The following is a 26209-nucleotide window of genomic DNA, read 5'->3' as shown; positions in this document are numbered from 1 at the left end:
CATGTCCGCCACCACCATCGAGGCTCCCGCGCGCCCGCGTGCGGCCACGCCGCGGCGCTCCTGGCGCACCACACCCCGCAGGGCCGCCATCTGGCTGCTGCTCCTGGCCGCCCTGGTGGCCGCCGTGCTGGTCAGCATCGCGGTCGGCTCCCGGGAGATCGCACTGAGCACGGTGATCGAGGCCCTCACCTCCTACGACGCCGCTGTCGATGAGCACTTCATCGTGCGCGACATGCGCCTGCCCCGCGCGGCCACCGCCATCGCGGTGGGTGCCGCACTCGCAGTCGCGGGGGCGCTGATCCAGGCGCTCACCCGCAATCCGCTGGCCGACCCCGGCATTCTCGGCGTCAGCTCGGGCGCCGCCTTCTTCGTGGCCCTCGGCGTCGCGGTTTTCGGCGTGGGTGCCATCCAGCAGTACGTGTGGTTCGCCTTCCTCGGTGCGCTCGTGGTCACCGCAGCGGTGTATGTGATCGGCTCCAGCGGCGGGGCGCCGGATCCGGTGCGCCTCACACTCGCGGGGGTGGCGCTGGGCGCCGTGCTCTCCGGCGTCACCACCGGCATGGTGCTGCTGAACCCCACGGCTTTCGACCAGATGCGGCACTGGAACGCCGGCGTCGTCGCCGGGCGCGGCTACGACGTGCTCCTGCCGGTGTTGCCCTTCCTCCTGGGCGGCCTGGTGCTCGCCCTCTCCCTGGGCGGCCCGCTCAACGCGATCGCGCTCGGCGATGATCTCGCCGCCTCACTCGGCACCCGCATCGCCCTGGTGCGCGTCGGTGTGATCGCCGCCGTGACGCTACTGGCCGGCGGTGCAACCGCGGTGGCCGGCCCGATCCTGTTCGTCGGGCTCATGGTGCCGCATATCGCGCGGTGGATCACCGGCCCGGAACAACGCTGGATCCTCGCCTACTGCGTGGTCATGGGACCGATCCTGCTGCTCGTGGCCGACACGGTCGGCCGGGTGGTGATGCGACCGGGTGAACTCCCCGTGGGCATCGTCACCGCCTTCGTGGGCGCCCCGCTACTGATCCTGCTCGCACGGCGCAGGAAGGTGAGCGGACTGTGAGCCTGACCAGCGAGCGCTCCGCCATCGACTTCGGGCCTCGCCAGCGCATCTGGCGCAGGGGGCCGTTCTCGCTCCGCGCCTCCTCGCGCGCGATCGTGGTCTGCGCCGTGCTCGCTGGGCTCTCCGCCGCCGGTGGTGTGCTCGCCCTGGCGCTCGGCAGCTACTCGATCAGTCTCGCCCAGTTGCTCGACGTCCTCCGCGGCGCGGATGACAGCTTCGCGCGCACGGTGGTGCTCGAGTGGCGGGCGCCGCGCATCGTGGCTGCGCTGGTCTTCGGCGCGGCTCTGGGCATGTCCGGCGCGGTCTTTCAGGCGCTCACGCGGAACCCGCTCGCCAGCCCCGACGTCATCGGCTTCGCCTCCGGCGCCTACACCGGGGCGCTCGTGGTGATCATTGTGCTCGGCGGCGGTTACGCCCTCGTGGCCGGAGGCGCGCTCGTCGGTGGCATCGCCACCGCCGCCGCGGTGTACCTGCTCGCCTACCGCAACGGGATCACCGGCTTCCGGCTGATCATCGTCGGCATCGGCATGTCCGCGATGCTCGGCGCCCTCAACACCTGGCTGATGCTGCGCGCCGACCTTGAAGTGGCCATGAGCGCCGCGGCGTGGGGCGCCGGCTCTCTCAATGGCATCACCTGGCAGCAGACCGGCGCCGGCTGCGTCATCATCGTCGCTCTGGTGATCGGAGTGAGCGCGCTGGGCCGGTCGCTGGGCCAGCTGCAGCTCGGCGACGACGCCGCACGCGCCCTGGGCACGCGCCTGGAGCCGGTCCGGCTCGGGCTGGTGATCGGCGGGGTGGCGCTCACCGCCGCCGTCACGGCCGCAGCGGGGCCCATCTCCTTCGTGGCCCTGGCCGCACCGCAGATCGCACGGCGCTTGGCCCGCACGCCAGGCATCACCCTGGCGCCAGCGGCCTGCACGGGCGCGGCGCTGCTGCTGGCGGCCGACATGGTCGCCCAGCATGCGCTCCCCCGCCCCCTGCCCGTCGGCGTCGTCACGGTTGTCATCGGCGGCAGCTACCTGATCTGGCTGTTGATCCACGAAATGAGGAAGCGCGCATGAGCTCCCGGCTGCATGCCCAGAACATCACCATCGGCTACGACGGCGCCCCGATCTCGAAGGACTTGAGCGTCGCGATCCCCCCGGACGCCTTCACCGTGATCATCGGCCCGAACGCCTGCGGGAAGTCCACGCTGCTGCGCGCGCTCTCCCGCCTGCTCAGCCCCACAGCGGGCCAGGTCATCCTCGACGGCGCCGACATCTCCTCCTACAAGACCAAGGAGGTCAGCCGGCGCCTCGGCCTGCTTCCCCAGTCCTCTCTCGCGCCGGACGGCATCACCGTGGCGGACCTGGTGGCACGTGGGCGTGCCCCGCACCAGAGCTTCCTGCGGCAATGGTCGCCCGCGGACGAGGCCGCGGTGGCTCGCGCAATGTCAGCCACGGGGACCACAGAGCTTTCGGCACGGCTGGTGGACGAACTCTCCGGCGGGCAGCGCCAGCGCGTGTGGGTGGCCCTCGCCTTGGCGCAGGAGACCGAGCTGCTGCTCCTGGACGAGCCAACCACCTTCCTGGACATCGCCCATCAGATCGATCTGCTCGAACTCTTCACCGATCTCCACCTGCAGGGCCGCACGCTCGTGGCCGTGCTGCACGACCTCAACCAGGCCGCCCGCTACGCCACCCACCTGATCGCCATGAAGGACGGGCGCGTGGTGGCCACCGGCACGCCGGACGAGGTCATCACCGAGGAGCTCGTCGAGCACGCCTTCGGGCTGCGGTGCCGCGTGGTGCCCGACCCGGTGGCCGGCACTCCCCAGGTGGTGCCGCTCGGCCGCGAGCGCAGCGCCACTCCCCTCGCCCCCTCCCAGGCACCCGCCTGACCGAAAGGACCCCGCACCATGCTCTCTTCCCGACCGCGATACCTCCTCACCCTGGCGCTCGCCGCCGCGCTGGCCGGCTGCTCGGCGGCCGGCTCCGAGGAGGGCGAGGCCGACCACGCGACCCCGGAGACCTCGGCAGCCGAGGAGGCCCCGGAATCCTCTGCCTTCCCCGTCACGATCGAGCACGCGTTCGGCGAGACGGTCATTGAGGCCGAACCGGAACGGGTGGTGGCGCTCGGCCGCACCGAAGCTGACGTGCTCCTGGCGCTCGGCGTGGTGCCCGTGGGCTATGTGGGCTTGGCCTTCCTGGAAAGCGGCCTGGGCCCCTGGTCGGAGGAACTCCTGGGCGAGGAACAGCCCGTGCGGCTCGAGGCCGAGCCCGAGGTGGACCTCGAGGCCGTTGCCGCGCTGGAACCCGATCTGATCGTCACCATCAACTCCGTCGTCGACGAGGAGATCCACCGCAACCTCGAGCACATTGCGCCGACGGTCGCGCGCCCGGCGGGTACTGCGCCGTGGCAAGTGGAACGCGCCGAGGAGACCGAGCACATCGCGGCAGCCCTGGGGCGCGCGGAGGACGGCCGGGCGCTCAACGACGAGGTCGAGGAGCTGCTCGCTCAGGTGCGGGAGGAGCACCCGCAGTTCCAGGGCAGAACGGCCGTCGCGATCCTCCCCTACAACGACGTCATCGGCGCCTACACGCCCGGGGATACCCGCGGTCAGTTCCTCGCCTCGCTGGGCTTCGAACTGCCGCAGGGAATCCGCGACGCCGACGACGGCTCCAGCGCCTTCATCGACGTCTCGCCCGAAAACGTCGACGTCCTGGACGGCGACCTCCTGCTGGTCATGGCCGACGACGCCGACTTCGACGTCACCGCTGACATCGCGAGCCTCGGCCGGCTCCAGGTCGCCCAGTCCGAGGCCATTCTCGCCACCGATCGCGAGCAGCGGGCCGCGATCACCATCAACACCGTGCTCTCGCTCCCCTACGCCCTGGAGCATCTGGTGCCCCGCATCGCCGAAGTCATCCACAACTGACCCTTCCCCGAGAGGAACCACCATGACCACCCTGCACTCCACCAGCCGGCTGGCCGCGCTGGGCGGCGCCGCCCTCCTGGCGCTGAGTGCCTGTTCTGCGAGCACAGCAAGCGAGCCCGCCCCGGAGGCTCCGGCAGCCGAAGAGGCGCCGGAATCGTCCGCTTTCCCCGTCACCATCGAGCACGAGTTCGGCGAGACGGTCATCGAGGCCGAACCGGAACGCATCGTGGCCATCGGCTGGGGCGATCTCGACAACCTCCTGGCGCTCGATGTCCCCCCGGTGGGCTACTTCGGAGCACTCTCCGAAGGTCTGCTGCCCTGGGCCGCGGACCAGATCGACGGCAGCGAGCCGGAGTTCCTCGGCTACACCACGGAGGTGGACTACGAGCAGATCGCCGCTTTGGAGCCCGATCTGATCATCGCCGTGCAGGGAACTGCGGTCGATGACGAGTCCTACCGGCTCCTCGACGAGATCGCACCGACCGTCGCGCGTCCGGCGGGGATGGGCGGATGGCAGGTCGGGCGAGAGGACGGCACCCGGCAGATCGCTGCGGCACTGGGCCGCGCGGACGAGGGCGAGGAGCTCTTACGCGAGCTGAGTGCGCAGTTCGAGGCGGCACGGCAGGCCTACCCCGCGCTCGAGGGCGCGACCGGGGTCTCGGTCATTACCTACGACGCGAGCCTCTACTACGCGTTCGCCCCGATCGATGGGCGGGGCGCCTTCCTGGAGGATCTCGGCCTGGAGTGGCCCGAGGCGGTACGCGACCAATACGACGGCACGACCTTCAGCGTGGAGCTCTCCCCCGAGGAGGTGGGGATCCTCGACGGCGACGTCGTGCTCTTCATGGTGGACGAGCCCGAGTACGACCCCATTGCTGACAACGGGCTGTTCGAGCGCTTCGACGCCGACCTGATTGCCGTCACCGCCGAGACCCGCACGGCCATCTCCCTCAACACGCCGCTGTCCACGGCGTACGCGATCGAGCACCTCACCCCGGTAATCGCCGAGGCTCTCGACGACTAACTGGCTTCCGCCGAAAGGACTCCATGAAGACTCCGCACGCCCACCGAACCTGGCCGGCCGTCGCCGTGTTCGCTGCTGCCACTCTGGCCGCTTGCTCCACGTCGCCCTCCGCGACCGCGGAGGATGACGCAGGTACCGTCGCCTTCAGCTGGGGGGATTACGAGACCCAGTTGCCCAGCGAGCCCGAGCGCGTCGTGGTGCTTGACTCCCGCGCCGCCCTCGATTTCGCGATCATCGCCGACTTCCCGATCGTCGCCACGAACTGGGATGACGGGAGCGTCCTGCCACCGATGCTCCCGGATCACGTGGAGGCCTTCGAATGGAGCAATACCGAGCCCGACATGGAAGCCATCGTCAACGCTGACCCTGACATGCTCGTGGTCAGCGCCGGTTGGTTCGACTGGTATCGCGAGCGCGATCAGATCGACTTCGACCTCATCCCAACCTTCGTGGTCGACCAGGGAAGCCCCACCAGCCAGTGGCGCGACGCCATGGCGGCACAGCTGTCGTCCATCGGTCGCGAGCAGGAGGCAGAGCAGATCGAGCGGCGCTACGAGGAAGCGATCGCGGTAGCTGCGGAGCAGATCGGCGACCTCCTCGACGGCAAGGTCATCGCCATCGCCGGCGCGTACGGGGGTGACTACTGGCTCCAGGGCGACACCTTCAGCGTCTCTGTTGCCGAGGACCTCGGCCTCACCGTTCTGCGGGATGACCCCGACACCATTGACGACGGCACGTGGACATACAGCGCCGAGAATCTCGACGTCTTCTCCGAGGCCGACCTGATCATCGTGCAGAACATCGACGCACCAGAGACTGCGGCCGCGGCATGGCAGCGCATTCCCGCCATCGAGGCGGGTCACGTCGCCGAGCTGCCCTACTACCACGTGAACGGTCTCGCTCTGACGGCGATCGACCTCGCTCACCATCTGGCGGAAGCGGCCCAGCTCCTGGCGGACTAGTCAGCCGAGCCAGTCGCCACCCCGTCCGTGGCCTTCGACAACTGACCGGCGCAGGAAAGGCATGCATGACACGCAATGACCGACCCGTACACCTCCACCCCGTGGCACTGCGCCACCTCGTGGTCGCCAGAAAGGAAGACGTCTCGCCGGCGATGCTCCGCCTCACCCTCACCGGTGACCAGCTGAGCGGATTCACCCGCGAGGGCATCACGGTGGGCCCCTTCACCAGCGACGGCTTCGACGACAGCGTCAAGCTGTTCTTCTCGTACCCGGGCGAGACCGACCTGGTGCTGCCGGTGCAGAAGGACGGACGCCTGGAGACCCCGCGCCACAAACGGCCGCTCGGCAAGACGTACACCATCAAGCGCTGGGACGCCGAGGCCGGCGAGATCGACATCGACTTCGTCCGGCACGAGACCGGCGTGGCCGCGACCTGGGCCGAGCGCTGCCGCCCGGGAGACCGCATCCACATGGCGGGCCCGGCGCGCAGTCAGGGCATCCCGGAGGGCGCCGACTGGCTCCTGCTCGCCGGCGATGAGACGGCACTTCCGGCGATCGGCCGGTTTCTCGACTCCGCCGACGGCCGCCCGATGCAGGTGTTCATCGAAGTGCCGGATCGCCGGCACTGGCAAGACCTCCCCGAGATCGAGCACGCCGAGGTCACCTGGCTGTACCGGGGCGAGGACCCGCCGGGCTCGCGGCTCCTCGGCGCGGTGGCAGCGACTACCTGGTGGCCGGGCACGCCCTTCGCGTGGGTGGCGGTGGAGTCCCAGGCCATGCGCGCACTCCGCCGGCATCTGGTGGACGAGCGACACCTCCCCAAGGAGTCCGTCGACGCCGTCGGTTACTGGCGCCAGCGCGTGGTGCAGCGCCACACCGATGACTCCTCCCTGCCCGCGATGGACAGCAGTGCGCCCGTGCCCGCCTGGCAGCTCCGGGCCTTGGCCAGCCTGGCCACGCCCATGGCGATCCGCACCGCCGTCACCCTGCGCATTCCCGACGTGATGCTCGACGGCGTGGAGGACGCGGCGGCGATCGCGCGGCGCATCGGGGCGGCCCCCCAAGCAGTGCACAAACTGCTGCGGTACCTGAGCACCGTGCAGATCACCGCCGCCTCCGGCCCGGGCCGGTACCAGCTGACCGAGCTGGGCGAGCTCCTGGCCCACGAGCATTACACCGAACTCTTCGACCTCGGCGGGCTCGAGCATCACCTCGATCTCAGCGTCCTCGACCTGGCCGAGGTCGTCGGCGGAGCCACAGCCGAGCCGTGCCCGATAACGGCTCAGAACGGCCGTGGCCGCCGCACGCTCACCAGCATCGAGGACTCCCAGGCCGAGCAGGCGGACCGCAGCGCCTCCGGGGTCGCTCCGGCCGTAGCCGCCAGCCCTCTGGTGCAGGACGTCGAGCACCTCGTCCTGCACGCTGACGCCTGGGGCCGCTACGCCCATCACCTCCTCGAGGCCGTGCCCCAGCTCGACGTCACCATCATGTGCCCCCCGGAGCACACCGGCACGGTCCGCGCCCAGCTGCCGTCCCTCCTCAGCGACACGTCACGGCGGGCGCGGGTGAGAGTCCACGGCGACTCACCTGCCGAACACCCACCCATAGCCGATGCCGTGTTGTTCGCCCAGGTCCTCACCCGCCAGGACGACGTCCAGGCCGCACAGGCACTGCGACAGGGCGCGCAGTCCCTGCCGCCCTCCGGGCGCCTGCTCGTCGTCGAGCAGCCGCTGGACGAGACGGCACTGATCCAGGTCGATGCCGAGGCCGATCTGCGCGCGTTGACCTGCCACGGCTCGGGGCGGCGCACGGACGCCGAGTACCGCGAACTCCTAACCGCTGCGGGCCTGGGAGAGCCCGCCGCGCACTGCCTGCCGTGGGGCTACACCGTGTACGAGCTGCGCAAGACGCCGGAAACTCTGAACACCCACCACCGCTCCGAGAGGACCTCATGAACTCCCGACACCCTCGTGCTGCGCTGGTCGCGCTCACTCTGCTCGCGGCCACGGCTCTGGCCTCGTGCGACGACGGCGAGAATGGCTCCGGCGAACCTGACTCCTCAGAGACTCTCCTCGTGGAACACGACCTGGGCACCGCGGAGATCCCGGCCGACCCGCAGCGGGTCTTCGTGATGCCCTCCGGTGCCATCGAACTCGCGATCTCCCTGGATCTCGAGATGGTCGGTAGCCCCATGTGGGGTGGCATCGAGGAGTTCCCCGAGCACATCTCCTCCCACTTGCCCGAGGAGTTCAGCACCGCCGGGACGGATGCGGAACCAAGCTTCGAGGACATCGCCGCACTCGAACCGGACCTCATCGTGGGCGATGACCGCATCGCGGAGCACCTGGAGCGGCTGGAAGGCATCGCGCCGGTCGTCGGATTCGACCGGGAGGACGCGAACGGACGCGTGGACTGGCGGTTCCAACTCAGCCGGCTCGCCGAGATCCTTGAGCTCGAGGAGCGCGCCAATGCGGTCCTCGCCGATGCGGAGCAACGGGTTGCCGAGGTCGACGCCACGATCCCCGACAACGGCGAGACCATCGCCGCGCTGCGCGTACGGCCCGAGGAGGTCCGCTTCTACACCACCACCAGCTCACTCAGCTCCGGCGTGCTGCAGAACCTGGAGCACATCACCCTCGCGGACCCTGATGCTGGTGACCTGCACGAGGCGGGTCTGTGGGCGACTTTCTCATCGGAGAACCTGCTCGACATCACCACCGACTGGCTCTACCTGGTTCCAGACAGCCCGGCCGACCTGGAGGCGCTGCGTTCCACCGGCGTCTGGGACCGGCTCCCCGCTGTGCAGGCCGGTCAGGTCTGCGTGGCCGAGGATCTGGGAACGTGGATTCTCAACGGCCCTCTCGCCACGCAGATCATCGCGGATGAAGTGGAGGCCTGCCTCGGTGAGGCGGGCAGCGCAGAGTAGCGATCTGGACCCCGGTTGCGCCCGGGGCGAGCAGGCCGGCTCCGGTGGAGCTGCTCTGCGGGAACTTCAGGGGCGGCGCCAGCGACTCAAGTGCCAGGTGTTCGACGGGCTGGCGTCGTGGCGGAGTTCGTCGAGCACCTGCAGGGCCAGAGCCAGGCCGCGCCCGGACTCCTCCCACTCGTCGGGCATCGTTGCCTGCGCCAAGGGCATCTCGGATGCCTCGGCGGTGTCGGTCACGGTGGCGCGCAGCGCGTCCGTGGTGATCTCGACGCACACATCGATGTCGATTCCGGGCCGCGGCGCTTCCGGTGCCTCTCCCACAGCGATGCGGTGCGCGCCGTGCTCGACCACGTTGGTCACGATCTCGCTGACCGCGAGAGAGAAGTGCAGGCGATCCTCGGGATCGACGTCGGCGACCTCGTCATAGAGCCGCTCCAGCGCATCGAGGACCACCTCGACGACCTCGGGGTCGGCTGCCGCCTGCACCCGGGTGGAGCCGGTCCCTCGCGGATTATTCATGCCGTGTCGAAGGCTGAGTCGGGATCCGGATAGGCCCGCAGGACCCGGTCGAGGTTGGTCAGGCGCAGCACCGAACTCACGGCCGTCGTCGGGGCGGCGATCCGCAGGTCGCCCTCGGCCAGCCGCGCCGTCTTCAGGCTGCCGATGAGCGCGCCCAGGCCGGAGGAGTCGATGAAACTCACCTGCGAGAGGTCGACGACGATACGTACCTCGTCCTTGCCCACCAGGTCAGTGACGGCCTTGCGGAACACCGGTGCTCCGACGGCGGTGAAGCGCCCCTCCAGGGCAATCGTCGCGTAGCCGGTGTGGTGGGAGACGTTCACCTTCATGTTGTAGTCCTTTCCGGGAGGGCGGCCACGGGGCCGCGGTAGCGCATGGCCTGGATGATGATGCTGAGCACTGCGAGGCTGTAAGCCACCCAGATCACGTTGACGATGGTGCCGGTGCCGTCGTTGGTTCCCACCGCCCACTGCGCCAGGCCCGTGATGAGCGCGACGATGAGCAGCACGATGGCGGTTAGCTGGGGCCAGACCTCCCGCCAGGGGATGCCGTCACCGGTTCCGTCCTTGCGGGTGACCACGAAGCCCAGGGGCTGACGGAAGTAGACATTGGCGGCGGTGGACACGCAGGCCTTGATCCACACGGGGAAGAGCGCCAGCGAGTACTGCTGCCCCCGCCAGGTGCGGATCCCGCGGGCCACCACCACGAACATCAGTTGGTTGAGCAGGAAGTAGGGCAGGAAGCGGGCGAAGAAGTCCAGGCTCCATGCGTTCACCGGGAGCACACCGGCGGTCAGGTAGATCACCGGGGCGCTGAGGTAGGCGAGCGCGGCGAAGCCGGAGAGGTAGCTCCACATGGTGGAGAAGTACATGAGGCGCTGCCCGGCGGAGAGGCCGCGCTTGACCAGGGGGTTGTCGCGCAGCATGACCTGCAGGGTGCCCTGCGCCCACCGCAGGCGTTGCTTGAGCATCGTGCTGAGGTCTTCGGGGGCCAGGCCGTGTGCCAGCACCTCGTGGTGGTAGGCGCTGCGCCATCCCAGGGAGTGCAGCTGCATGGCGGTGGCCATGTCCTCGGTGACCGAGATGGTGGCCATCGGCTGGATGGGCTGGGCTTCACCGGGCCGGTCCACGCGCAACTCCGCGAGCAGATCGGCCACCGAGGAGATCGCGGTCAACGGCGAGAGGTCGCGGGCGCTGAGCTCCTGCAGTCCCTGGTCGTCGACGATGACGCCGTTGAGTTCGGCGTCGTGCTGGATGGGCAGGGCGCCGAGTTCCTCGAGGTCCTGGCGCATCTCGGCCACATCGGCGTCCAGCAGGCGCTGCGCGGACTTCTCCGCGTGCTGCTGTACCCGCCACAGCACTTCGGCGATGGGCTCGCCCTGGCGGATCTCCCGGATGCCCTCAGCGGCGTCACGGCCCAGTTCCCGCAGCTCGGAGGCCAGCTCAGGGGCCTGGCGGTGGCGCCGGGCCTGCCGAGTCAGCATGCCCTCGGCGGCGCGCAGGGTGCGCAACGCGGAGGACTGCAGGTCGTGAACGTAGCCCACGATGCCGAGCTGCATGAGTGCGTCGCGCCGCAGCACCGCGTTGGACCCGCAGAAGAAGGCGGCGTTCCAGCCGTCCTTACCTTGCTGGATCGGGCCGTAGAACAGCGGGGCCTGGCTGCCGAGCGGATCGGCTTCGTCCACGTTGGTGAACCACTGCGGGGTCTGGACGAGGGCCAGCTCGGGGTCATCGGCGAAGTAGCCCAGGGTCTGGTGCAGGATCAGGGGGTCGGGGACCTGGTCGGCGTCGAGGATGAGCAGGAACTCGCCGTCGGTCTGGAAGAGCGCGTTGTTCAGGTTGCCGGCTTTCGCGTGGCGCGGTTTGCCGGTCCAGTCCTCGGAGCGGGTGAGGTAGCCGACGCCGAGTGCTTCGGCTGCGGCGCGCATCTCGGGGCGGTTGCCGTCGTCGAGGATCCAGGTCTCGTGCGGATAGGCGATGTTCTTCGCCCCCCGGGCGGTGGCTTCCACCAGCGCCACGGGCTCGTTGTAGGTGGTGATCAGGACGTCCACGGTGCCGGTGGGCGCGGAGCGGGGCTTCTCGCGTTCCTTCGAGCGCCACATCGTGGTGGCGAAGAGCATGGTGTCGATCAGGCTGTAGGTCTCGGCGAGAATCAGCGGCACGGCGATCCACCACGCCGACCAGTTGACCGATTCGAGCCAGCGCCAGGTCACGTAGTTGAGGCCGAAGATCACCGAGCACACCGCAAGGACGCGGATGACGATGAGCCGGCGGCTCATGGGTTCCTGCGTAGCGCGAGCACGGTCACATCATCGGTGGCGCGGCGGTCCGTGGCCAGTTGGAGCAGATCCTTGACGAGCCCGGCAGGCGAGGTGCGGCCACTGAGCTCATCCAGGTGGGAGAGCAACGCTTCCGACTCGATCAAGTCGAGGACGCCGTCGCTGCAGCAGACCAGGGTGTCGCCGCGACGCAGCTCGGCTCGTGCCACCTCGTGGCCGGTGTCGAGTCCCATCCCGAGCGGCATCCCGAAGGAGGTCAGATGCTCAGCGGATCCATCGGCCCGGATGATGAAGCCCAGGTTGTGGCCGGCGTCCACGAAATCCAGCGTGCCGCGCTCGAGATCGAGATCGGCGTGAAATCCGGTGACGAACAGGTTGATGTCGCCGAAGGACTCCCCCAGCTGGCGGTCGACCTCAGCGACGCTCTCTGCCAGCGACCGCCCCGGCGCCGTCCGCAGCGAGGCGCGTACGCCCGCCGCCACGATCCCAGGCCCCACGCCTTTGCCCATGACATCGGCGACGGTCAGCCGCAGTCCGCCATCGATCATCGTGGCGTCGTAGAAATCGCCGCCGATCTCGCTGACCGGCCGGGAGTCGGCGGCGAAGGAGTACCCAGGCAGGTCCGGCAGCCGGCGCGGGCTGAGTGCGCGCTGGATGAGGACTGCGTGGTCGAGTTCTTGCTTGCGCGCGAGCTCGGTTTCCACCCAGGTGGCCAGATCGCGCAACAGCTGGCGCTGCGGCTCGGCCATCGAGCGCACTTGGGTATCCAGAATGCACAGCGTGCCGATCCGCTCCCCGCAAGGCGCCTCGAGGGGGTGCCCGGCATAGAACCGTAGATGTGGGTCACCGGTGACAAAAGGGTTGTCCGCGAAGATCGGATCCTGCGCGGCGTCCTCAATGACCATGGTGGTGCCGAGGCGCACGGTGGCGTCACAAAAGGCACCTTCACGTGGCGCCTCCTGACCGCCGAGACCGATCTCGGACTTGCGCCATTGCCGGTCCCTGTCCAGCAAGGTCACGCTCACCATCGGCACACGGAAGGCCTCTTGCGCCAGGCGCGTGATCTGGTCGATCCGCTCATCCGGGGGCGTGTCGAGAACGCCGAGCGCCTCGACGGCCTTCTGACTCCGGGCCTGGTCGTACATGCGCTTCACGTCCTCAGCTCCATCGGCAGCAACTGCGCTGCACGAGCCGCGAAGAGCGCACGGCCCCACCCGAATCCGGAACAGCGATGACACAGACCCTATCGACGCTCGCTCGTCTCCGGCAACGAATCGCGGGCTCGCGCCCGGGGTCTGGCTTGCGCGGCTGGCCCGGTTCTGGGCTACGAGCTGGCGAGGCTCTGGCCCCATTGATGTGCGGCTTGCGTCTCACCGTCCTTCAACGGCCCCTCCTTGCCGGTGATGACGAAGCTCTTGATCTCCGCGGAGAGGTGGGGCTCACGGCGGGTGAGCTTCCGCGCAGCAGCCTTCGCCGCCGAACCGGCGAGCCAGCGCATGCTCGCCGCGGTATCGAAAAGCGCCAGCCGGAGCCCTTCTCGCAATTCGACGGTCTCGATCCACTCCCGGACGCCGGGTCCACCACGGCCGGAGCTCGCCTCTTGCCGGGTCTGGCTGGTGGACAACCCTCGGATGTGCGTCGGTGCGCCGATGATCAGGAGGTCGACGTCGTCGGGTATCTGCACCTCCGCGTCCTCGACTTTGACCACGCGCGCCCGCCCGCCGCCGTCGATGATGCCCTCCGCGACGGACTCCGCGATCGTGAGGGTGTTACCGAACCACGATTCGACGACCACTAGTGCTTCCATCGCACGCTCCTCGGTGGGCTTTTGTCGATCGTAGTCCTCGGCGGGCGCCGGGTGAGGCCATGCGCGCGCTGGAGCAACAAGTCCCTGACGCTTCCGCTCAGCACCGTTAGCCTGGGGTCATGGCAGCGTCTGCCTCGAGCCCCTCGGTCCTCATCGTGGGCGCCGGCCCGGTCGGGCTCGCGCTGGGCCTGGGGCTGGCCCGCCAGGGTGTGCCGTCATTGGTGCTGGAGCGGGAGCACGCCACCAGCGAGCACTCGAAGGCCCCCGGCATCCACATCCGCACGCGTGAGGTGCTGCGCCAGTGGGGAATCGACGACCGGTTCACCTCTCGCGGCCACCTGCTGAGACGAGCGGTCTTGCACCGGGCAGGTGCCGCGCCGCTGATCTCGGCGGACTTCGGTGTGCTCGCCGACGAGGCCGCAGACCCCGGGCTGCTGGTGCTCGAGCAGAGCGTCACCGAGGAACTGTTGCTGGATGCTGCCACCGAGACCGGGCTGTGCGAGGTGCGCTTCGGCGCGGAGGTCACCGCTGTGGAGGACGAGGGTGAGGCCGTGACGGTCACCGTCAGTGGTGCCGAGGGTGAGCAGCGGCTGCGGGCGCCGTTCGTGGTGGGCTGCGACGGCGCATCGAGCACGGTGCGTGAGCAGATGGGCATGGGCTTCACCGGGCACACCTATCCGATGCGCCCGATGCTGGCCGACGTGCGCGTCGACGACGAACGCGACTCCCTCGCTTGGCCGCGCACCTGTATCGACCGCCGCGGCATGACGAGCGCGCTGCGTCTGAGTGCGGGCGTGTGGCGCATCATCGGCCTCCACCCCGGCGATAGGCACGAGGAAGCCCTGGGCGATGAGGAGGTGCAGTCGCGCGCAGCCCGGGTGCTCGGTCCAGGCAGCACGGAGGTGGTCTGGAGCAGCCGCTTCCGCATCCACCGGCGGGCCGCACCGCGCTTCCGGGTGGGGCGGGTGTTGATGGCGGGCGACAGCGCTCATGTACACAGCCCCGTGGGCGGGATGGGCATGAACTCCGGCATCCACGACGCGCACAACCTGGCGTGGAAGCTGGCTCATGTGCTGCGCGGCGGCGATCAGGAGCGCCTGCTGGACTCCTACGATGTCGAGCGGCGCGAGGTGGTGGTCGAGACCGTGTCCCGGAACACCGACCTGGCGACCCGGGCCTTTCTGCAGTCACCGAGGCCGGTGCGGCTCGCCGCCTTCGCCGTGGCGCGCCGGGCCCTCGCGTGGCCACGACTGGCGCGGCGCGCGCTGCGGGGGGCCTCGATGATCGATTTGCGCTACAGCTCCTCCCCGGTGCTCCGCGGTGGCGGCGCGGTCGGTATGCGGCTCCCGAATCCACCCCTGGAAGGCCAGGGCACCCCGGGGGCACGTCTGCATGACGCGATTCCCTACCGTCCGGTGGTGGTCCAGCTGGGCGAGACACCACCGCCGGCCGGTCTCGGCATCACGGTGATCGCGGTGGATCGAACTCGCCATCCCGAGGCCCACCGGGTGTTGAGCGGCGTACTGGGCGCGCGCGAGGGGTGGCTGCTGGTGCGCCCCGACCAGCACATCGCCTGGACGGGCCGCGCCGACGCCGCGGTGCTCCGAGCCGCTGTGCGGCACGCGCTGGGGACGCCGGTTTCGGGGTGCGACTGATGCGTACCCGAGCGGCACACCCTCAGGCTGTCACACCTCCAGAGGGCCAAGGGAGGCCGGAAGCTCGCACTGCGCAGCTACTTCTTCGATGACACTGCCAGGCCAACGAAGGAAGTACACGTGGGTTCGTTCGACCTCACTACCAGGTGCCGACCAGGTCGCAACTCACTTAGTCGAAGGGGCGGAGCCTGCCCCATAGAGATCGTCAGTCCGATCATCGCTCTCGGGAAAAACGGTTCCGTGGTTGGCAACGCCGCACTCCCCTTCGCGAAAGAGGAGCCCACGCCAGCCGCCCTCTTCCGACTTTCGGCGTCGGGTCGTCGGGGTACTTGAGTACTCCCACTCTTGCGCCATGAGTCACCTCTCACCGCGTACCTTCAGGCGACGGCACTCGGCTGCGCTAACGTCGCGCAGGGGCGGCCCGCGTGCCTCTGCTTCACCACCCAGTTCGCCCTCAAGAAGGCGGCCGTCATCCTCGTCTGCTGACCCCGCAGACGCGGCAGAGTCACGATGCGGCGAGTCCGTCAGAGACGACGCAACCCCTGACACCACGCACGGTGTCAGGGGTTGTGCCATCGATCAACGGGTGGTCGCGAGTGGACTCGAGCCGAACACCTGGCAGAGATTCGAACGGCTCAGTTCCGCGTGGAACCAGGCAAAACTCGGCATCGGAGATCAACCGCAAGGGGCCGCCGAGACTGAGCCGGACGTCGTGACGAACCCTAGGAGACGAGCTAGAACACCGCTGACGGACAGCCAAGTGGACGCTATCCGAAATGCGCCAGCGAACGGCGAGAGCGTGGTCTCTATCTGCCACCGGTTCGAGGTGCATCGGATGACGGTGTGGACACACGCGAAGGACTGGCTGTAAGAGTTTTCCAGGGACTGCTCGCCTCCCAGGGATCGCAGTCACTAACCTGCGACCGACTTGGGGGGTAACGCCTGGACCGGCAGCCGCCATCTCGACGTGCTCACCGAGCGCGAGCACCGAGGGCTCAACCTCGTCGCCGGGGTCAGAAGCGCCAGCCGTTTTCGCGTACGTAGTCGAAGAACTTCACCGTCTCAACGCCGTGTCCGTCTGCGATGTTCGGGATCTTCTGGTTCTTGTCCAGCGTGTTCGGACCTTTGCGGGACTCCTCCGTCACGATTGTGGACTGCTCCGCCTTCGCGTGGGCAACCACGAACGGATCCGCCTCGTTGAGCTGTCCCTGGACCCAACCCGGGTGGGCAACGGCGATCTCGGCGACCAACTCGAGTTCCTCATCGGTGGCCGGGCACACGAACCCTGGAAGCCCCTTAGCCCACTCGTGCAGTTCGTCCCCGCCTCGGTGAACCTCGCGCAGAATGGCCTCGCAGATGCAACTGTCGCCGGCGTGGACCGACGACTCGATGTTCGACCACATGGCGGGGAAGATGTCACGCGGGTACCGCTGTACCAGCCCGATAAGGATGTTGGTATCGAGGGTGTAGGTCACTCGCCACCGCCCGTGCGGTAGTACTCGTCGAGAAGCTGCTCGACCATCGGTAGGCGCGCGTTGAGCAGATAGGTCGCGTCCACCATGTCGACGCGGCGGTCCTCCAGTGCATGAGCCACAGCGCCGATGTATGTGGGCCCGAGGTCGCGGTACCGAAGCCTCCACGGCGGCACGAAGCCCTTCTTCTGCTTCTGCGCCTCGCGGACCCGCTGCCAGCTGTCGTCGCTGGCGGACCGCAGGGTCTCGAGGTCGGCGTCGTCGATGATGCCGAGCCGGCGGAGCCGGACCGCCGCGGCCAGCATGCTCACCTTGAAGTGTCGGGCGAGCTGCTCGGCGGCGACCTCGGGCTGGGCCGGACCGTCGAGCTGGGCACGGACGGCGGGCTCCGGCATGAGGAAGTTCGCTGCGAAGTTGTTGGCGATCGCCTCCTCGTCGACGGACTCGCGCAGGGCGCACAGCCCACTCGTCCGGTTGATCAGGTGAGCGACCTCGTGGAACAGCGTGAACGTTCGGCCCATCGGGCTGTCCGCGCCGTTTACCAGGATCATCGGGAGCTCGTCGTGATGCACAGATAGCCCACGGAAGGTCGCCAAAGAGATCTTCGTGACCTGGAAGACGAGGACGCCGTTCTCCTCCAGCAGACCCCGCCAGAAGTTGAAAACCTGATTGTTCTGGGACTCGGGCGGCACGAACGCGTCGGTGAGCCCGAAGAACTTCCGGAGTGCGGCGGCGCGCGCTGCCACGGTCTTCCAGGTGATCGCTCCCTCCGGGATCCGGCGGGCAGGGGCTCCGGCCAGGTCGAGCATCGCGTCGCGGTGCTGCTCGGCCCGCCGCATCTCCCGCGCCAGGTCAGCGGGAAGCTCGTCGTGGCCCCGACCGCGGAAGTCGGCCGTCTCGGGGACGTCGGGCGCGGCCGGCGGCGGAGCGAAGAAGAACCCCAGCGGCCTGTCGAGTTTGGCCGCCATCAGCGTGAGCTGGCGGAACGTCGGCAGAGCGTCGCCGCCCTCGAACTCGGCGACCCGTGCGGGCTTGACATTGAGCGCCTTCGCGAGCTCCTCGACGCTGACATGGCTGACTTCACGGGCCCACCCGAGGGCAATGGGATTGATGGGCGCTCTCGCCACTGTCCAACCTCCCGTCCCTGCTGGATCTACACCGCTGCGTCAGTCTATGGGCCCACTGCTCGCCGGCGACGAGATCAAGTCCAATCTACGGAGGACGTCCGACAGTCGGCTGCACGGGACCCATCAGTCGTCGTCCCTGAGCTCAAGCTTCAGTCCGAGGGCCTGCGCGACCTTGGCGAGAGTCGCTGTCGTCACGTCGTTGTTCACCTCGACTCGCGCGATCGTCGGACGGGACAGACCCTACTTCTCGCCGAGCTCACCCTGTGACCACCCCTGCTTCTTTCGGGCCTCTCGGATGACGTCGCCGAAGCGGTGCTGCTCCGCCTCGCCCATGCTCACGCGCCTTCCGTCTCCGGGCCAGCGTCCGCGTCGGATCGGTGCTGGACGTCGAGGGCGTCCGCCGCGATGTCGGCGATCTGCCTGACGGACGCCGGGTCCGTCATGTACGACTGGATCTCCTTCGACTCGATCACGGTCTTCAGCACGGCGAGCCCGACGGCCCCGCTGAAGCCTCGGATGCCTTGAGCTGGGCGACGGTGTTATTCATCGCCATCGCCTCCGCCTCGTTGTTGTCGTCGAGGAAGCCCCAGAAGGTCGTGATGAAGCCGGAGAGGCTCTCCGGGCTGACGTCGACGCTCTTGGCCTTGAACATCTCGTTGACCTTGTCGATGGCCTCGCCGAGCGGGCCCCGCTTCGGCGCGGCGCTGCCGGCGTGCTCGCCGTCGGCGGAGTAGTGGTGCCCCCCCCCCCTCGCGCCGTACGCGGGGCTCAGGTCGCGCAGAGCGCGTGGATGAAGCCGATGGCCGACTCGACCCGGATGCGCAGCGCGCTCAGCTGGGTGATGGTGAAACGTCCCGCGTGCCCGTGGGTGCCGTTGTTGAACTCGCGGAAGAGCCCCAGCACGTTGTCCATGTCCTCCTCGACGAGGTCCTCGATCGGAGTCTCGTCGATGCCCTTGCGCCGCAGGAGGAAGCCGACCTTGGCGCGCCGGGTCGGCACTCCTTTGTCGGTCCGGTCGCAGGCTGGGTCGGCCTCGGTGACGGCTGAGTCCGGTGCGGCGCTGTCGATCATCGTGATGAGCACCTCGCGGGCGCTGGTGCAGAAGTGGCGCGCTGCGTCGGGATTGCTCGGGCTGAGCGAGAACAAGGCACCCGCCCATCGGTCGACGAGGTCCTCGCCGAACGTGGCCAGCTCGGCCTGCATACTCGGGCCGCGGAGCTCGTCCTCCGTGGGATCATCCTCGGCCGCGCCGTCGCCGTCCATGGCGTTGAGCAGGTAGGCGCTGTTCGCGGCCTCCTCGCTGCCGCGGTCGACGAGGTCGCGCCCGGCTGGTGTGATCGTCCGTCCGGCCAGGCTCTGCTCTGTCTCGGTGTACCTCCGGGCGAGAGTCTCGACCGATGCGCGGTAGGTGACGAAGGTCGCCGTCGCCGGGCGCGAATTCAGGCGGCGGATCTCCTGGTTCAGGCGTCGACGCTGGTTCTCGACCTTCGAGTTGTGAGCGCGCGCCTTGGTATTGTACGCCCGCACCTCGCGGTTGTAGTCGCTCACGGCCTTCTTGACCGCCGCGTTGTGCCGACGCGCCTCGCGGTTGTAGTTGTCGATCGCCTGCTTCTGCTGGCGCTGCGCCTTGTTCACCGCGGCCTTGAACTGCGCGGGCGTCATCTTCCGGACCATGTTGATCAGTATGTCCGGGGGCACCGACACTCTTCTGGCCGACGATGGATCCGAGGTTCTGGCGCACCAGGTCAGACAGGTACCGGCATGCGCCTCAGCCCTCCGACAGCCGCCGGACCTCAGTCTCCAGTTCGCGGACCCTGGCCTCCAGCCAAGCTAAGCCGTGGTCTGCATTCCGACCGTTTGGACTTCGAGTCCGCGGCGGTCGAGCCAGGTTGGCTCTGTGTCCGGCCCCATCCCGCTGGCCTCCCGTTTGCGCCATGACCATCCACGATAGCCAGACCGACTGACTGTCAGAGGCGCCGCGCAGGGTTGGTTCGCTGGACGTTGCTGCGCGGCGTGTCGGCGAACGGTTCACCGCTGGACTGTGGGTGGCGCATCGCGGCTAAGGCGGTTTGGCACTCGGCGCCTGAACTCCGCCGGGTAACCACGTCGTCCCATCTCGTCCTCCACTACTCAAGCAGCATCAGAATCCAGAAAATGCGCACTCCGTGGAACCTAGGACACACCAGAGTCTCCATCAAAACCAGGGCGGTTCACGATCCACCGGATCCTCACCCGAGCAGGTCTGATCGACCCGAGCCCGAGGAGACGGCCTCGTGCCTCCTACATCCGCTTCGAAGCCGCACAACCCAATGAGACCTGGCAATCCGACTTCACCCACTACCGGCTCAGCGATGGCCGTGACGCCGAGATCATCACCTGGCTCGATGACCACTCCCACTACGCCCTACACATCAGCGCCCACCGGCCGATCACCGCCCTGATCGTTGCCACGACCTTCCGCGACACCGCAGGCCAGCACGGCATCCCCGCCTCGACCTTGACCGATAACGGCATGGTCTACACCGTCCGCCTGGCCAGCCAAGGCCACCGAGGCGGGCGCACCGCACTCGAGGCCCAACTCCGCCTCTGGGACGTGATCCAGAAGAACTCCCGCCCGGGCCACCCCACGACCTGCGGCAAAGTCGAGCGCTTCCAACAGACCATGAAGAACTGGCTCCGCGCCCACCCCCACCAGCCCGCCACCACCGCCGAGCTCCAAGACCTGCTGGACCAGTTCCGCCACGAGTACAACACCCGACGACCGCACCGCTCCCTGCCAAACCGGGCCACCCCAGCCACGCTCTACACCTCGCTACCCAAAGCCCTCCCAGGGCCCAGTCGCGACACGCAGACCCACGAACGCGTCCGCCACGACATCATCGACGCCTCCGGCAAAGTGACCCTGCGCCACGCAGGACGCCTGCTGAAGCTCGGCATCGGGCGAGACCACGCTCGAACCCCCGCCATCCTGCTCATCCAGGACCTCGACGTCCGCGTCATCCACGCCACCACCGGCGAGATCCTGCGCGAGCTCACCATCGACCCCACCCGCACCTACCAACGCACCCCACCCGCACCTACCAACGCCAAAGCCAGAAACGACAAATGGGCTGAACCCCCACAACGGGGGTTCAGCCCATTCCGATGTCCTGAGACATCACAGGGGTGGAGCTAGGGGGATTCGAACCCCCGACCTTCTCATTGCGAACGAGACGCGCTACCAACTGCGCCATAGCCCCAGATGCTCCGGAGAGCAGGACTCAGATTAGCACCGGCGGCACCCCGGGCGTCGAGCTAGGTCCGCCACAAGGCCCTATCCGCGAGCCACATCACACGATCAGGCGCCGGCGGCCCGGCGCCGTGCCAGCACGGCGTTCAGGTCCAGCGCAGGGGGCGCCGGCTCAGCCGCGGCCTCGGCCGGGCTGACGGAGGCGGTCATGTCGCCAGGCATGGGCCGCTGCGGCACGCTCACCTGCGGGATGTGGCCTGACTCGTAGGGCGCCACCTCACGGCGTCCCGAAGCGGGCTTGAGGGTGTAGGAGGGCGGGGGGACCGGCGTCGGCGTCCACTGCACCGGAGCGCGCTGGGGCTCCGGTGCGGCAGGCGCCACGTCGGCGGCCTTCTCGGCCGGAGCTTCCGCCGCCTGCGCCTCCGCCTGCGGAGCCACCGACACCGGAGCCGGCGCTTCCGGACCCATCGCGGTCGCTGCGGGCGCCTGCGGAGCCGCCGTCACCTGGGGCACCTCGCCGGTGCCCTGGAAGGCCCCGATACTCACCGAGCGGCGCGGTGCACGGGTGAGCGTGGTGGAGGCCAATGCCGGGCGGCGGCTCTCCAGGGCACCGGCCGGGGATGACGCGGACGGGCCTATCTCGACCGGTGCTGCGGTGGTCTGCGCCGAGGTTGCGGCGTCGTCGTTCTCGGGGCGGTCTGCCGCGCGCGCGGCCGCGCGCGGACTCCGCCGGGCCGCGCCGGGCACTGAGCTCGCGCGAGCAGCCGCCTGCATCTGGGCCTCGAGCCGCTCGATCAGCTCGCGCTCGCGCCGGTCGGTCTGCTGGCCCTGGATCGCCACCCGGCGCCCCTGGATCAGCACCGCGGCCACGAGAGCCGTGGGGATCGCGGCCATGGTCCACGCCAGCGCGGTCAACCCGACCGCCGTCCAGCTCGCCACGGACACCAGCAGCAGGGCCGCCGTGAGGATCAGCCGGCGCCGGGCGGCAGCCACGCGGTTGGCTCGGCGGGCAGCCCGCCGGGCGCGGGCGGCTGCCAGGGCACGGGCGGACTCGCCAACACCTGCTGGCGCAGATCCAGCTGTGCCGCGTGCGGCGAGTCTCGGCGAAGTCATCGGAGCCTCCGGTGAGGGGGTGTGGAGCGCCGGGCCACGGCCGGAGCTGTGCGGGTGGCGGGCCACATGGTGGTCAAGGACGCGCAGGCCGGCGGAGAACCGGTCCTCCACGCGGGAGTCGAGCACGAGCTGCCTGGCATGCGTGAGGTGCGGCACCAGATAGCCCAGGAGTAGCAGGGCCAGCGCCAGCAGCACATATCCCTGAAGCTCCACGGCACCACGCTAGAGCCGCGCAGGGCGACCGGAGCGCCGCCCGCGCCGGTGTGTCCCAACCTGGCGCCGCGCGTCTGGGCGCACAACCACGATCAGCCTGTCCTGCCGGCCGTCGCCGTCGCCGTCGCCGTGGCTGCACGAACACGATGCAACCAATCCCCGGTCTACGCCGACTCAAGGATGAGAACATGTGCCCGAAAGCTCAGGAGGAGACATGAGGCCCGCTCGTTCGAGGAAGAAGCTGCTGGTCGTCGCCGTCGCCGCGACGCTGGCGTTCGCCGCGTGCAGCACCGACCCCGCAGCGGAGTTCGAGGACCACCCCCCGGAGTCGACGCCGACGACGGCTGACGGTGACGACACCACCACCGAAGCGCCCTCGGAGGACCACACTGCGAGCGAACCACCCGAGAGTGAGCCCGCGCCGGAGCCGGTCACGGTCTCCGAGTTCGTCGCGGAGTCCGGCGGGCCCGTGGAACTCGAGGTCGAGGTCGGGCCGCTGGTGCGTGAGGGCGACCACGCCGTCCTTCCCCTGAACTTCACCACCGTGGAGGACTACGACGAACAGGTCAATATCTTCAGTCTCCTCATGGCCACGCCACACGCCAATACGACCTGGCAGGTGCGGCTGGTCGACGCCGAGGCACTGACCACCTCCGAGCCGCTGGTGAGCGGGGACCGCCCGAACCGCGATCGCCTGGCGACCTTCCCCGACTCGCCGACCTACGCGCCCCACCGCACCGAACCCTTGCCCTGGCTCGGCGTCTTCGATGCCCCCGAGGCGGATTCGACCCATGTGCTGCTGCCCTACTTCGGGCTGGTCGAGGACGTGCCCGTCGTGGACGGCCCCCTCGAGGGAGTGCCCGCGATCGGCGAGGTGTGGGACGACGCCGACCTGACCGAACTGGAGCCGCGCACCTTCGAACTGGAGCGCTACCGCGAGCGCACCGACGTCCACGTGGGCACCGAGAGTGAAGGAGACCGCTCGACCACCACGCTGGCCACCGATGTGCTCTTCGCCCCCGACGAGTGGGAGCTCACCGGCGAGGCGGACGAGACCCTCCAGGCCGCCATCGGCGAGCTCAGTGGGGTGGGCGGCAGAAACCTCGAGGTCGTCGGCCACACCGACAATGTCGACGGAGCCGTCGACAACCAGGAGCTCTCCGACAACCGTGCCGCGGCAGTCCGGGATCGCCTCGAGGACCTCAAGGACCTGTCCGTCTTCGACGAGGTCACCACCGATGGCCGCGCGGCCACCGAACCCATCGCCGGGAACGACTCCGAGGAGGGCCGGGCCGCGAACCGGCGGGTCGAGCTCCACTACACCTCGCCACCAGAGCCGCCCGCACTCGACGAGTCCGGGACGGAGTTGCCTGGCACTGAGGCCCCCACCGCCTCAGGTGCCGAGGCCGTGGAAGTGACGCACGGGGATGGGCGCACCGCGGCGGTCTCCGTCGACTCCGTGCGCCGGGTGGGCGACCTGTTCGTGGGTCGCGTCTCCGTCGAGGCGGTGACCGGATTCTCCGGGGAGGAAGACCACGACGGCGTGCCGGTCGCGTGGCCGCTGACCACCGGCACCCAAGGGTCGCAGGATGGCCAAGGTGGCACGCAGACCGCGTGGCGGACCGACGCTCCGACGCTGCTCGCCGGCAACAACCGGCTCTTCCCGCTCTCCTACGTCAGCGGCGAAGACGAGGACGGCGAGCCCACCCGCCTGCCCCTCACCGACCTGCAGTTCGCCCCCACCCCGTACTACCGCAGTGGCGACACCGCGACCGCGACCATCCTGTGGCCTGCCGTGGGCACCGATAACGTCACCATCGACGTCCCCGATGAGACCGAGAACATCACCGGGCAGACCCGGGCCATCTGGCTCAACCCCTGGCGTCTCACCGACGTCCCGGTCGAGTAGCGCAGGGCCGGCGGGCCCGCCGCGCTAGTCCAGCAGAATGCAGGCCAGGCGCTCGCCCGGGCGCACCGTGGTGACCTCCTCGGGCACCACGGCGAGCGCGTTGGCCCGCGCCAATCCGGAGACCAGCAGCTTCCCCGGCTCACCCATCGGCTCGGCCTGGTAACCACCGCGCGGATCGCCGGTGAGGTGGACGCGCACGAACTCGCGCCGTCCCGCCGGGCTGGCCCACCCGTCCGTCGTGGCCGCACGCACCGATCCGCGGTAGAGATCCTGGTAGCCGGCCATGGTCAGCAGAGCGGGCCGGACGAACATCTCGAAGGCCACCTGCACCGCCACCGGGTCACCCGGCAGGGCGAAGATCGGGGTGCCTTCGCCGATGTGCCCCACACCGAGCTGGCGGCCCGGGGTCATAGCCACCGAGTCGAAGCGCACGGTCCCCAGCGGCGCGAGCACCTCCTTGACGGTGTCGTTCGCGCCGTAGGAGAGCCCGCCGGTGGTCACGATGAGGTCAGCGCGCACCAGCTGATCCTCGAGAGTTTCGCGCAACTCGTGCTGCCGGTCGGGCACGGCCGCCACACGGAAGGTGGCCCCGCCGGCATCCTGCAGCGCCGTGGCCAGGGCGTGCCCGTTGGCGTCATACACCTGGCCGGGCGAGGCGGGCCTTCCCGGCTCCACCAGCTCGTCACCGATAGAAACGATCACGACGCGTGGGCGCGGATAGACACTGACCCGCCCGCGGCCGGCGGCGGCCAGCAGCGCGATCTGGCGCGCGCCGATGCGCTCACCGGCGGCGAGCACCACCTCCCCGCCGCGGAGGTCTTCAGCTTTGCGGCGCACGTTCTCCCCCGCAGCGACACTCGCGCGGATCTCCACCTCGGCGCGGCCGAAATCCGTCTGCTCAATGGGGACCACGGCGTTGGCCTCACCCGGCAGGGGCGCGCCCGAAGCGATGCGAACAGCGGATCCGGGAATGAGCCGCAGCGGATCGACCGCGCCGGCGCGCAACTCATCGAGCACGCGCAACCGGGCCGGATCCTCCGCCGTCGCCGTCGTCACGTCCTGCGCCCGCACGGCGTACCCGTCCAGACCCGCCAGATCGTCCACAGGCAGATCAGCCCCGGCGATGACGTCGTCGGCGAGCACGCAACCCACCGTGTCGGGTAGCAGCACCTCCAGCGGCGGGAGCTGGGAGACCGCCGCGAGGCAGGCGGACAGGTGCTCGGAGACGCTGCGCATGGCTTCAGGCTAGGCCTTGCCGGCAGCGAGCAACGACCACCACCCCGGCCGCCATGATGCTCGCGGGAAAAAACCCTTCCGGGCAGCGCGTGACGCCCGGCGGTGCGATGCTAGGGGCATGCGCAATGTAGCGGCAGCTCTGGTCCCCTCCACCGATGGTTTGGAGCCGGAGGAGGCGAAGCGGGTCTTGCGGCACACGCTCCGGGAGAGCCGCGCAGCGCGCACCCCCCGCCAACGCCGCCAGGCGGCCGAGGCACTGGCCGATCAGGCCCTCGCCGTCGTCGATGAGCTCGACGACGTGCGCGCCGTGGCCGCCTACGTCTCGCGCGACAGCGAGCCAGGCACCGGTCCGCTGCTCGATGCCCTGCAGAGCCGCGACATCCGCGTGATCCTGCCGGTCCTCGGCCCCGGTCTACGCCGGCAATGGGCGGAGTACACCGGCTGGGGTGACCTGGCTGAACGCGCACCCGGACGACCCTTGGAACCCTCGGGGCCCTCGCTGCCGACCGAGGCGGTCGAGGAGGCCGATCTGGTGATCGCACCGGGCCTGGCGGTGGACGAGTCGGGCGTGCGGTTGGGCCAGGGGGCCGGCTGGTACGACCGGATCCTGCCACACGTGCGCGACGACGCCGAGGTGCACGTGTGCGTCTACGACGAGGAGATCCTCCCCGCGGGCACCCTGCCGTGGGAGGAGCATGATGTGCTCGTGCCCACCGCGATCACGCCCACCCGCCGGCTTCGTCTGTTGCACTGACCCGG

At 69.3% G+C, this 26209-nt stretch carries 22 protein-coding genes, 1 tRNA gene and 1 pseudogene; 12 read left to right on the top strand and 12 right to left on the bottom strand.

Going from position 1 to position 26209, the window contains the following annotated elements:
- The first annotated feature begins 1 nt into the window (after position 1).
- The 8 genes from EDD31_RS08960 to EDD31_RS08925 all read left to right on the top strand — a co-directional run bounded on the left by EDD31_RS08960 (position 2) and on the right by EDD31_RS08925 (position 8892).
- A complete protein-coding gene (locus EDD31_RS08960; RefSeq protein ID WP_123303843.1) occupies positions 2-1063 on the top strand; it encodes a FecCD family ABC transporter permease in 1062 nt (353 codons plus the stop codon).
- Positions 1060-2124, top strand: a complete 1065-nt coding sequence (locus EDD31_RS08955; protein WP_123303842.1) for a FecCD family ABC transporter permease — start codon at positions 1060-1062, stop codon at positions 2122-2124. The genes EDD31_RS08960 and EDD31_RS08955 overlap by 4 nt, the downstream gene beginning before the upstream one ends.
- Positions 2121-2942, top strand: coding sequence for an ABC transporter ATP-binding protein (locus EDD31_RS08950; RefSeq protein WP_123303841.1), 822 nt, complete (start codon positions 2121-2123; stop codon positions 2940-2942). The genes EDD31_RS08955 and EDD31_RS08950 overlap by 4 nt, the downstream gene beginning before the upstream one ends.
- An 18-nt stretch (positions 2943-2960) precedes the next feature.
- Positions 2961-3980, top strand: coding sequence for an ABC transporter substrate-binding protein (locus EDD31_RS08945; protein WP_123303840.1), 1020 nt, complete (start codon positions 2961-2963; stop codon positions 3978-3980).
- A 22-nt stretch (positions 3981-4002) separates the two neighbouring features.
- A complete protein-coding gene (locus EDD31_RS08940) occupies positions 4003-5004 on the top strand; it encodes an iron-siderophore ABC transporter substrate-binding protein (RefSeq protein ID WP_123303839.1) in 1002 nt (333 codons plus the stop codon).
- Between the two features lie 23 nt (positions 5005-5027).
- The gene (locus tag EDD31_RS08935; RefSeq protein WP_123303838.1) at positions 5028-5966 is read left to right on the top strand and encodes an ABC transporter substrate-binding protein; all 939 of its coding nucleotides are present in this window, start codon (positions 5028-5030) and stop codon (positions 5964-5966) included.
- 65 nt (positions 5967-6031) lie between these two features.
- The gene (locus EDD31_RS08930; RefSeq protein WP_170163258.1) at positions 6032-7921 is read left to right on the top strand and encodes a siderophore-interacting protein; all 1890 of its coding nucleotides are present in this window, start codon (positions 6032-6034) and stop codon (positions 7919-7921) included.
- Positions 7918-8892 (top strand): ABC transporter substrate-binding protein, encoded by a 975-nt coding sequence (locus EDD31_RS08925; RefSeq protein ID WP_123303836.1) that lies wholly within the window; start codon positions 7918-7920, stop codon positions 8890-8892. Before EDD31_RS08930 ends, EDD31_RS08925 begins: the two co-directional genes overlap by 4 nt.
- Before the next feature lie 66 nt (positions 8893-8958).
- On the opposite strand, the gene EDD31_RS08920 is transcribed toward EDD31_RS08925, so the two are convergent.
- The 5 genes from EDD31_RS08920 to EDD31_RS08900 form a co-directional block, all read right to left on the bottom strand.
- Entirely contained in the window at positions 8959-9411 is a 453-nt protein-coding gene (locus EDD31_RS08920; protein ID WP_123303835.1) for an ATP-binding protein, read from the bottom strand.
- The gene (locus EDD31_RS08915; protein WP_123303834.1) at positions 9408-9740 is read right to left on the bottom strand and encodes an STAS domain-containing protein; all 333 of its coding nucleotides are present in this window, start codon (positions 9738-9740) and stop codon (positions 9408-9410) included. Before EDD31_RS08915 ends, EDD31_RS08920 begins: the two co-directional genes overlap by 4 nt.
- Positions 9737-11689, bottom strand: a complete 1953-nt coding sequence (locus EDD31_RS08910) for a glycosyltransferase (protein ID WP_123303833.1) — start codon at positions 11687-11689, stop codon at positions 9737-9739. The genes EDD31_RS08915 and EDD31_RS08910 overlap by 4 nt, the downstream gene beginning before the upstream one ends.
- Complete coding sequence (locus EDD31_RS08905) at positions 11686-12834, bottom strand: PP2C family protein-serine/threonine phosphatase (RefSeq protein ID WP_245991324.1); 1149 nt, start codon at positions 12832-12834, stop codon at positions 11686-11688. Before EDD31_RS08905 ends, EDD31_RS08910 begins: the two co-directional genes overlap by 4 nt.
- Positions 12835-13013: 179 nt before the next feature.
- The gene (locus EDD31_RS08900) at positions 13014-13496 is read right to left on the bottom strand and encodes a flavodoxin family protein (RefSeq protein ID WP_123303831.1); all 483 of its coding nucleotides are present in this window, start codon (positions 13494-13496) and stop codon (positions 13014-13016) included.
- 119 nt (positions 13497-13615) lie between these two features.
- On the opposite strand from EDD31_RS08900, the gene EDD31_RS08895 reads away from it, so the two are divergent.
- Positions 13616-15151, top strand: a complete 1536-nt coding sequence (locus tag EDD31_RS08895) for an FAD-dependent monooxygenase (protein ID WP_123303830.1) — start codon at positions 13616-13618, stop codon at positions 15149-15151.
- A 1013-nt stretch (positions 15152-16164) separates the two neighbouring features.
- Here EDD31_RS08895 and EDD31_RS08890 read toward each other — a convergent pair.
- The 4 genes from EDD31_RS08890 to EDD31_RS08870 all read right to left on the bottom strand — a co-directional run bounded on the left by EDD31_RS08890 (position 16165) and on the right by EDD31_RS08870 (position 19424).
- The gene (locus EDD31_RS08890; protein WP_123303829.1) at positions 16165-16626 is read right to left on the bottom strand and encodes a DUF4411 family protein; all 462 of its coding nucleotides are present in this window, start codon (positions 16624-16626) and stop codon (positions 16165-16167) included.
- Positions 16623-17750 (bottom strand): XRE family transcriptional regulator, encoded by a 1128-nt coding sequence (locus EDD31_RS08885; RefSeq protein ID WP_123303828.1) that lies wholly within the window; start codon positions 17748-17750, stop codon positions 16623-16625. Before EDD31_RS08885 ends, EDD31_RS08890 begins: the two co-directional genes overlap by 4 nt.
- A gap of 478 nt (positions 17751-18228) precedes the next feature.
- Positions 18229-18402, bottom strand: a complete 174-nt coding sequence (locus EDD31_RS14885; RefSeq protein WP_211336097.1) for a hypothetical protein — start codon at positions 18400-18402, stop codon at positions 18229-18231.
- Between the two features lie 116 nt (positions 18403-18518).
- Positions 18519-19424 (bottom strand): pPIWI-associating nuclease domain-containing protein, encoded by a 906-nt coding sequence (locus EDD31_RS08870; RefSeq protein WP_211336096.1) that lies wholly within the window; start codon positions 19422-19424, stop codon positions 18519-18521.
- A gap of 532 nt (positions 19425-19956) precedes the next feature.
- On the opposite strand from EDD31_RS08870, the pseudogene EDD31_RS08865 reads away from it, so the two are divergent.
- Positions 19957-20925: pseudogene (locus EDD31_RS08865) on the top strand (integrase core domain-containing protein); the annotation flags it as partial.
- Here EDD31_RS08865 and EDD31_RS08860 read toward each other — a convergent pair.
- Both EDD31_RS08860 and EDD31_RS08855 read right to left on the bottom strand, forming a co-directional pair.
- Positions 20917-20989: transfer RNA gene (locus EDD31_RS08860), tRNA-Ala, on the bottom strand. The pseudogene EDD31_RS08865 and the gene EDD31_RS08860 sit on opposite strands and share 9 nt — an antisense overlap.
- Positions 20990-21087: 98 nt before the next feature.
- Positions 21088-22305 (bottom strand): hypothetical protein, encoded by a 1218-nt coding sequence (locus tag EDD31_RS08855; RefSeq protein WP_148058912.1) that lies wholly within the window; start codon positions 22303-22305, stop codon positions 21088-21090.
- Positions 22306-22519: 214 nt separating this feature from the next.
- Here EDD31_RS08855 and EDD31_RS08850 point away from each other — a divergent pair, with 214 nt between their 5' ends.
- Positions 22520-24214, top strand: coding sequence for an OmpA family protein (locus EDD31_RS08850; protein ID WP_123303826.1), 1695 nt, complete (start codon positions 22520-22522; stop codon positions 24212-24214).
- A gap of 24 nt (positions 24215-24238) precedes the next feature.
- Here EDD31_RS08850 and EDD31_RS08845 read toward each other — a convergent pair whose 3' ends face one another.
- Positions 24239-25450 (bottom strand): molybdopterin molybdotransferase MoeA, encoded by a 1212-nt coding sequence (locus EDD31_RS08845; RefSeq protein ID WP_123303825.1) that lies wholly within the window; start codon positions 25448-25450, stop codon positions 24239-24241.
- A gap of 118 nt (positions 25451-25568) precedes the next feature.
- On the opposite strand from EDD31_RS08845, the gene EDD31_RS08840 reads away from it, so the two are divergent.
- Positions 25569-26204, top strand: a complete 636-nt coding sequence (locus EDD31_RS08840) for a 5-formyltetrahydrofolate cyclo-ligase (RefSeq protein WP_123303824.1) — start codon at positions 25569-25571, stop codon at positions 26202-26204.
- Positions 26205-26209: the final 5 nt, after the last annotated feature.

Origin of the sequence: Bogoriella caseilytica, from assembly GCF_003752405.1 — a bacterium.
Lineage (GTDB): Bacteria > Actinomycetota > Actinomycetes > Actinomycetales > Actinomycetaceae > Allobogoriella > Allobogoriella caseilytica.
The sequence above is the reverse complement of the archived record's forward strand: the minus strand, read 5'-3'. Positions and strand labels throughout refer to the sequence as shown.

Excerpts from the sequence above, each read along its gene's own strand:
- EDD31_RS08960 (WP_123303843.1), top strand. The coding sequence starts at position 2 with ATGTCCGCCACCACCATCGAGGCTCCCGCGCGCCCGCGTGCGGCCACG.
- EDD31_RS08950 (WP_123303841.1), top strand. The coding sequence starts at position 2,121 with ATGAGCTCCCGGCTGCATGCCCAGAACATCACCATCGGCTACGACGGC.
- EDD31_RS08945 (WP_123303840.1), top strand. The coding sequence starts at position 2,961 with ATGCTCTCTTCCCGACCGCGATACCTCCTCACCCTGGCGCTCGCCGCC.
- EDD31_RS08940 (WP_123303839.1), top strand. The coding sequence starts at position 4,003 with ATGACCACCCTGCACTCCACCAGCCGGCTGGCCGCGCTGGGCGGCGCC.
- EDD31_RS08935 (WP_123303838.1), top strand. The coding sequence starts at position 5,028 with ATGAAGACTCCGCACGCCCACCGAACCTGGCCGGCCGTCGCCGTGTTC.
- EDD31_RS08930 (WP_170163258.1), top strand. The coding sequence starts at position 6,032 with ATGACACGCAATGACCGACCCGTACACCTCCACCCCGTGGCACTGCGC.
- EDD31_RS08925 (WP_123303836.1), top strand. The coding sequence starts at position 7,918 with ATGAACTCCCGACACCCTCGTGCTGCGCTGGTCGCGCTCACTCTGCTC.
- EDD31_RS08920 (WP_123303835.1), bottom strand. The coding sequence starts at position 9,411 with ATGAATAATCCGCGAGGGACCGGCTCCACCCGGGTGCAGGCGGCAGCC.
- EDD31_RS08915 (WP_123303834.1), bottom strand. The coding sequence starts at position 9,740 with ATGAAGGTGAACGTCTCCCACCACACCGGCTACGCGACGATTGCCCTG.
- EDD31_RS08910 (WP_123303833.1), bottom strand. The coding sequence starts at position 11,689 with ATGAGCCGCCGGCTCATCGTCATCCGCGTCCTTGCGGTGTGCTCGGTG.
- EDD31_RS08905 (WP_245991324.1), bottom strand. The coding sequence starts at position 12,834 with ATGTACGACCAGGCCCGGAGTCAGAAGGCCGTCGAGGCGCTCGGCGTT.
- EDD31_RS08900 (WP_123303831.1), bottom strand. The coding sequence starts at position 13,496 with ATGGAAGCACTAGTGGTCGTCGAATCGTGGTTCGGTAACACCCTCACG.
- EDD31_RS08895 (WP_123303830.1), top strand. The coding sequence starts at position 13,616 with ATGGCAGCGTCTGCCTCGAGCCCCTCGGTCCTCATCGTGGGCGCCGGC.
- EDD31_RS14885 (WP_211336097.1), bottom strand. The coding sequence starts at position 18,402 with ATGTTCAAGGCCAAGAGCGTCGACGTCAGCCCGGAGAGCCTCTCCGGC.
- EDD31_RS08870 (WP_211336096.1), bottom strand. The coding sequence starts at position 19,424 with ATGGTCCGGAAGATGACGCCCGCGCAGTTCAAGGCCGCGGTGAACAAG.
- EDD31_RS08850 (WP_123303826.1), top strand. The coding sequence starts at position 22,520 with ATGAGGCCCGCTCGTTCGAGGAAGAAGCTGCTGGTCGTCGCCGTCGCC.
- EDD31_RS08845 (WP_123303825.1), bottom strand. The coding sequence starts at position 25,450 with ATGCGCAGCGTCTCCGAGCACCTGTCCGCCTGCCTCGCGGCGGTCTCC.
- EDD31_RS08840 (WP_123303824.1), top strand. The coding sequence starts at position 25,569 with ATGCGCAATGTAGCGGCAGCTCTGGTCCCCTCCACCGATGGTTTGGAG.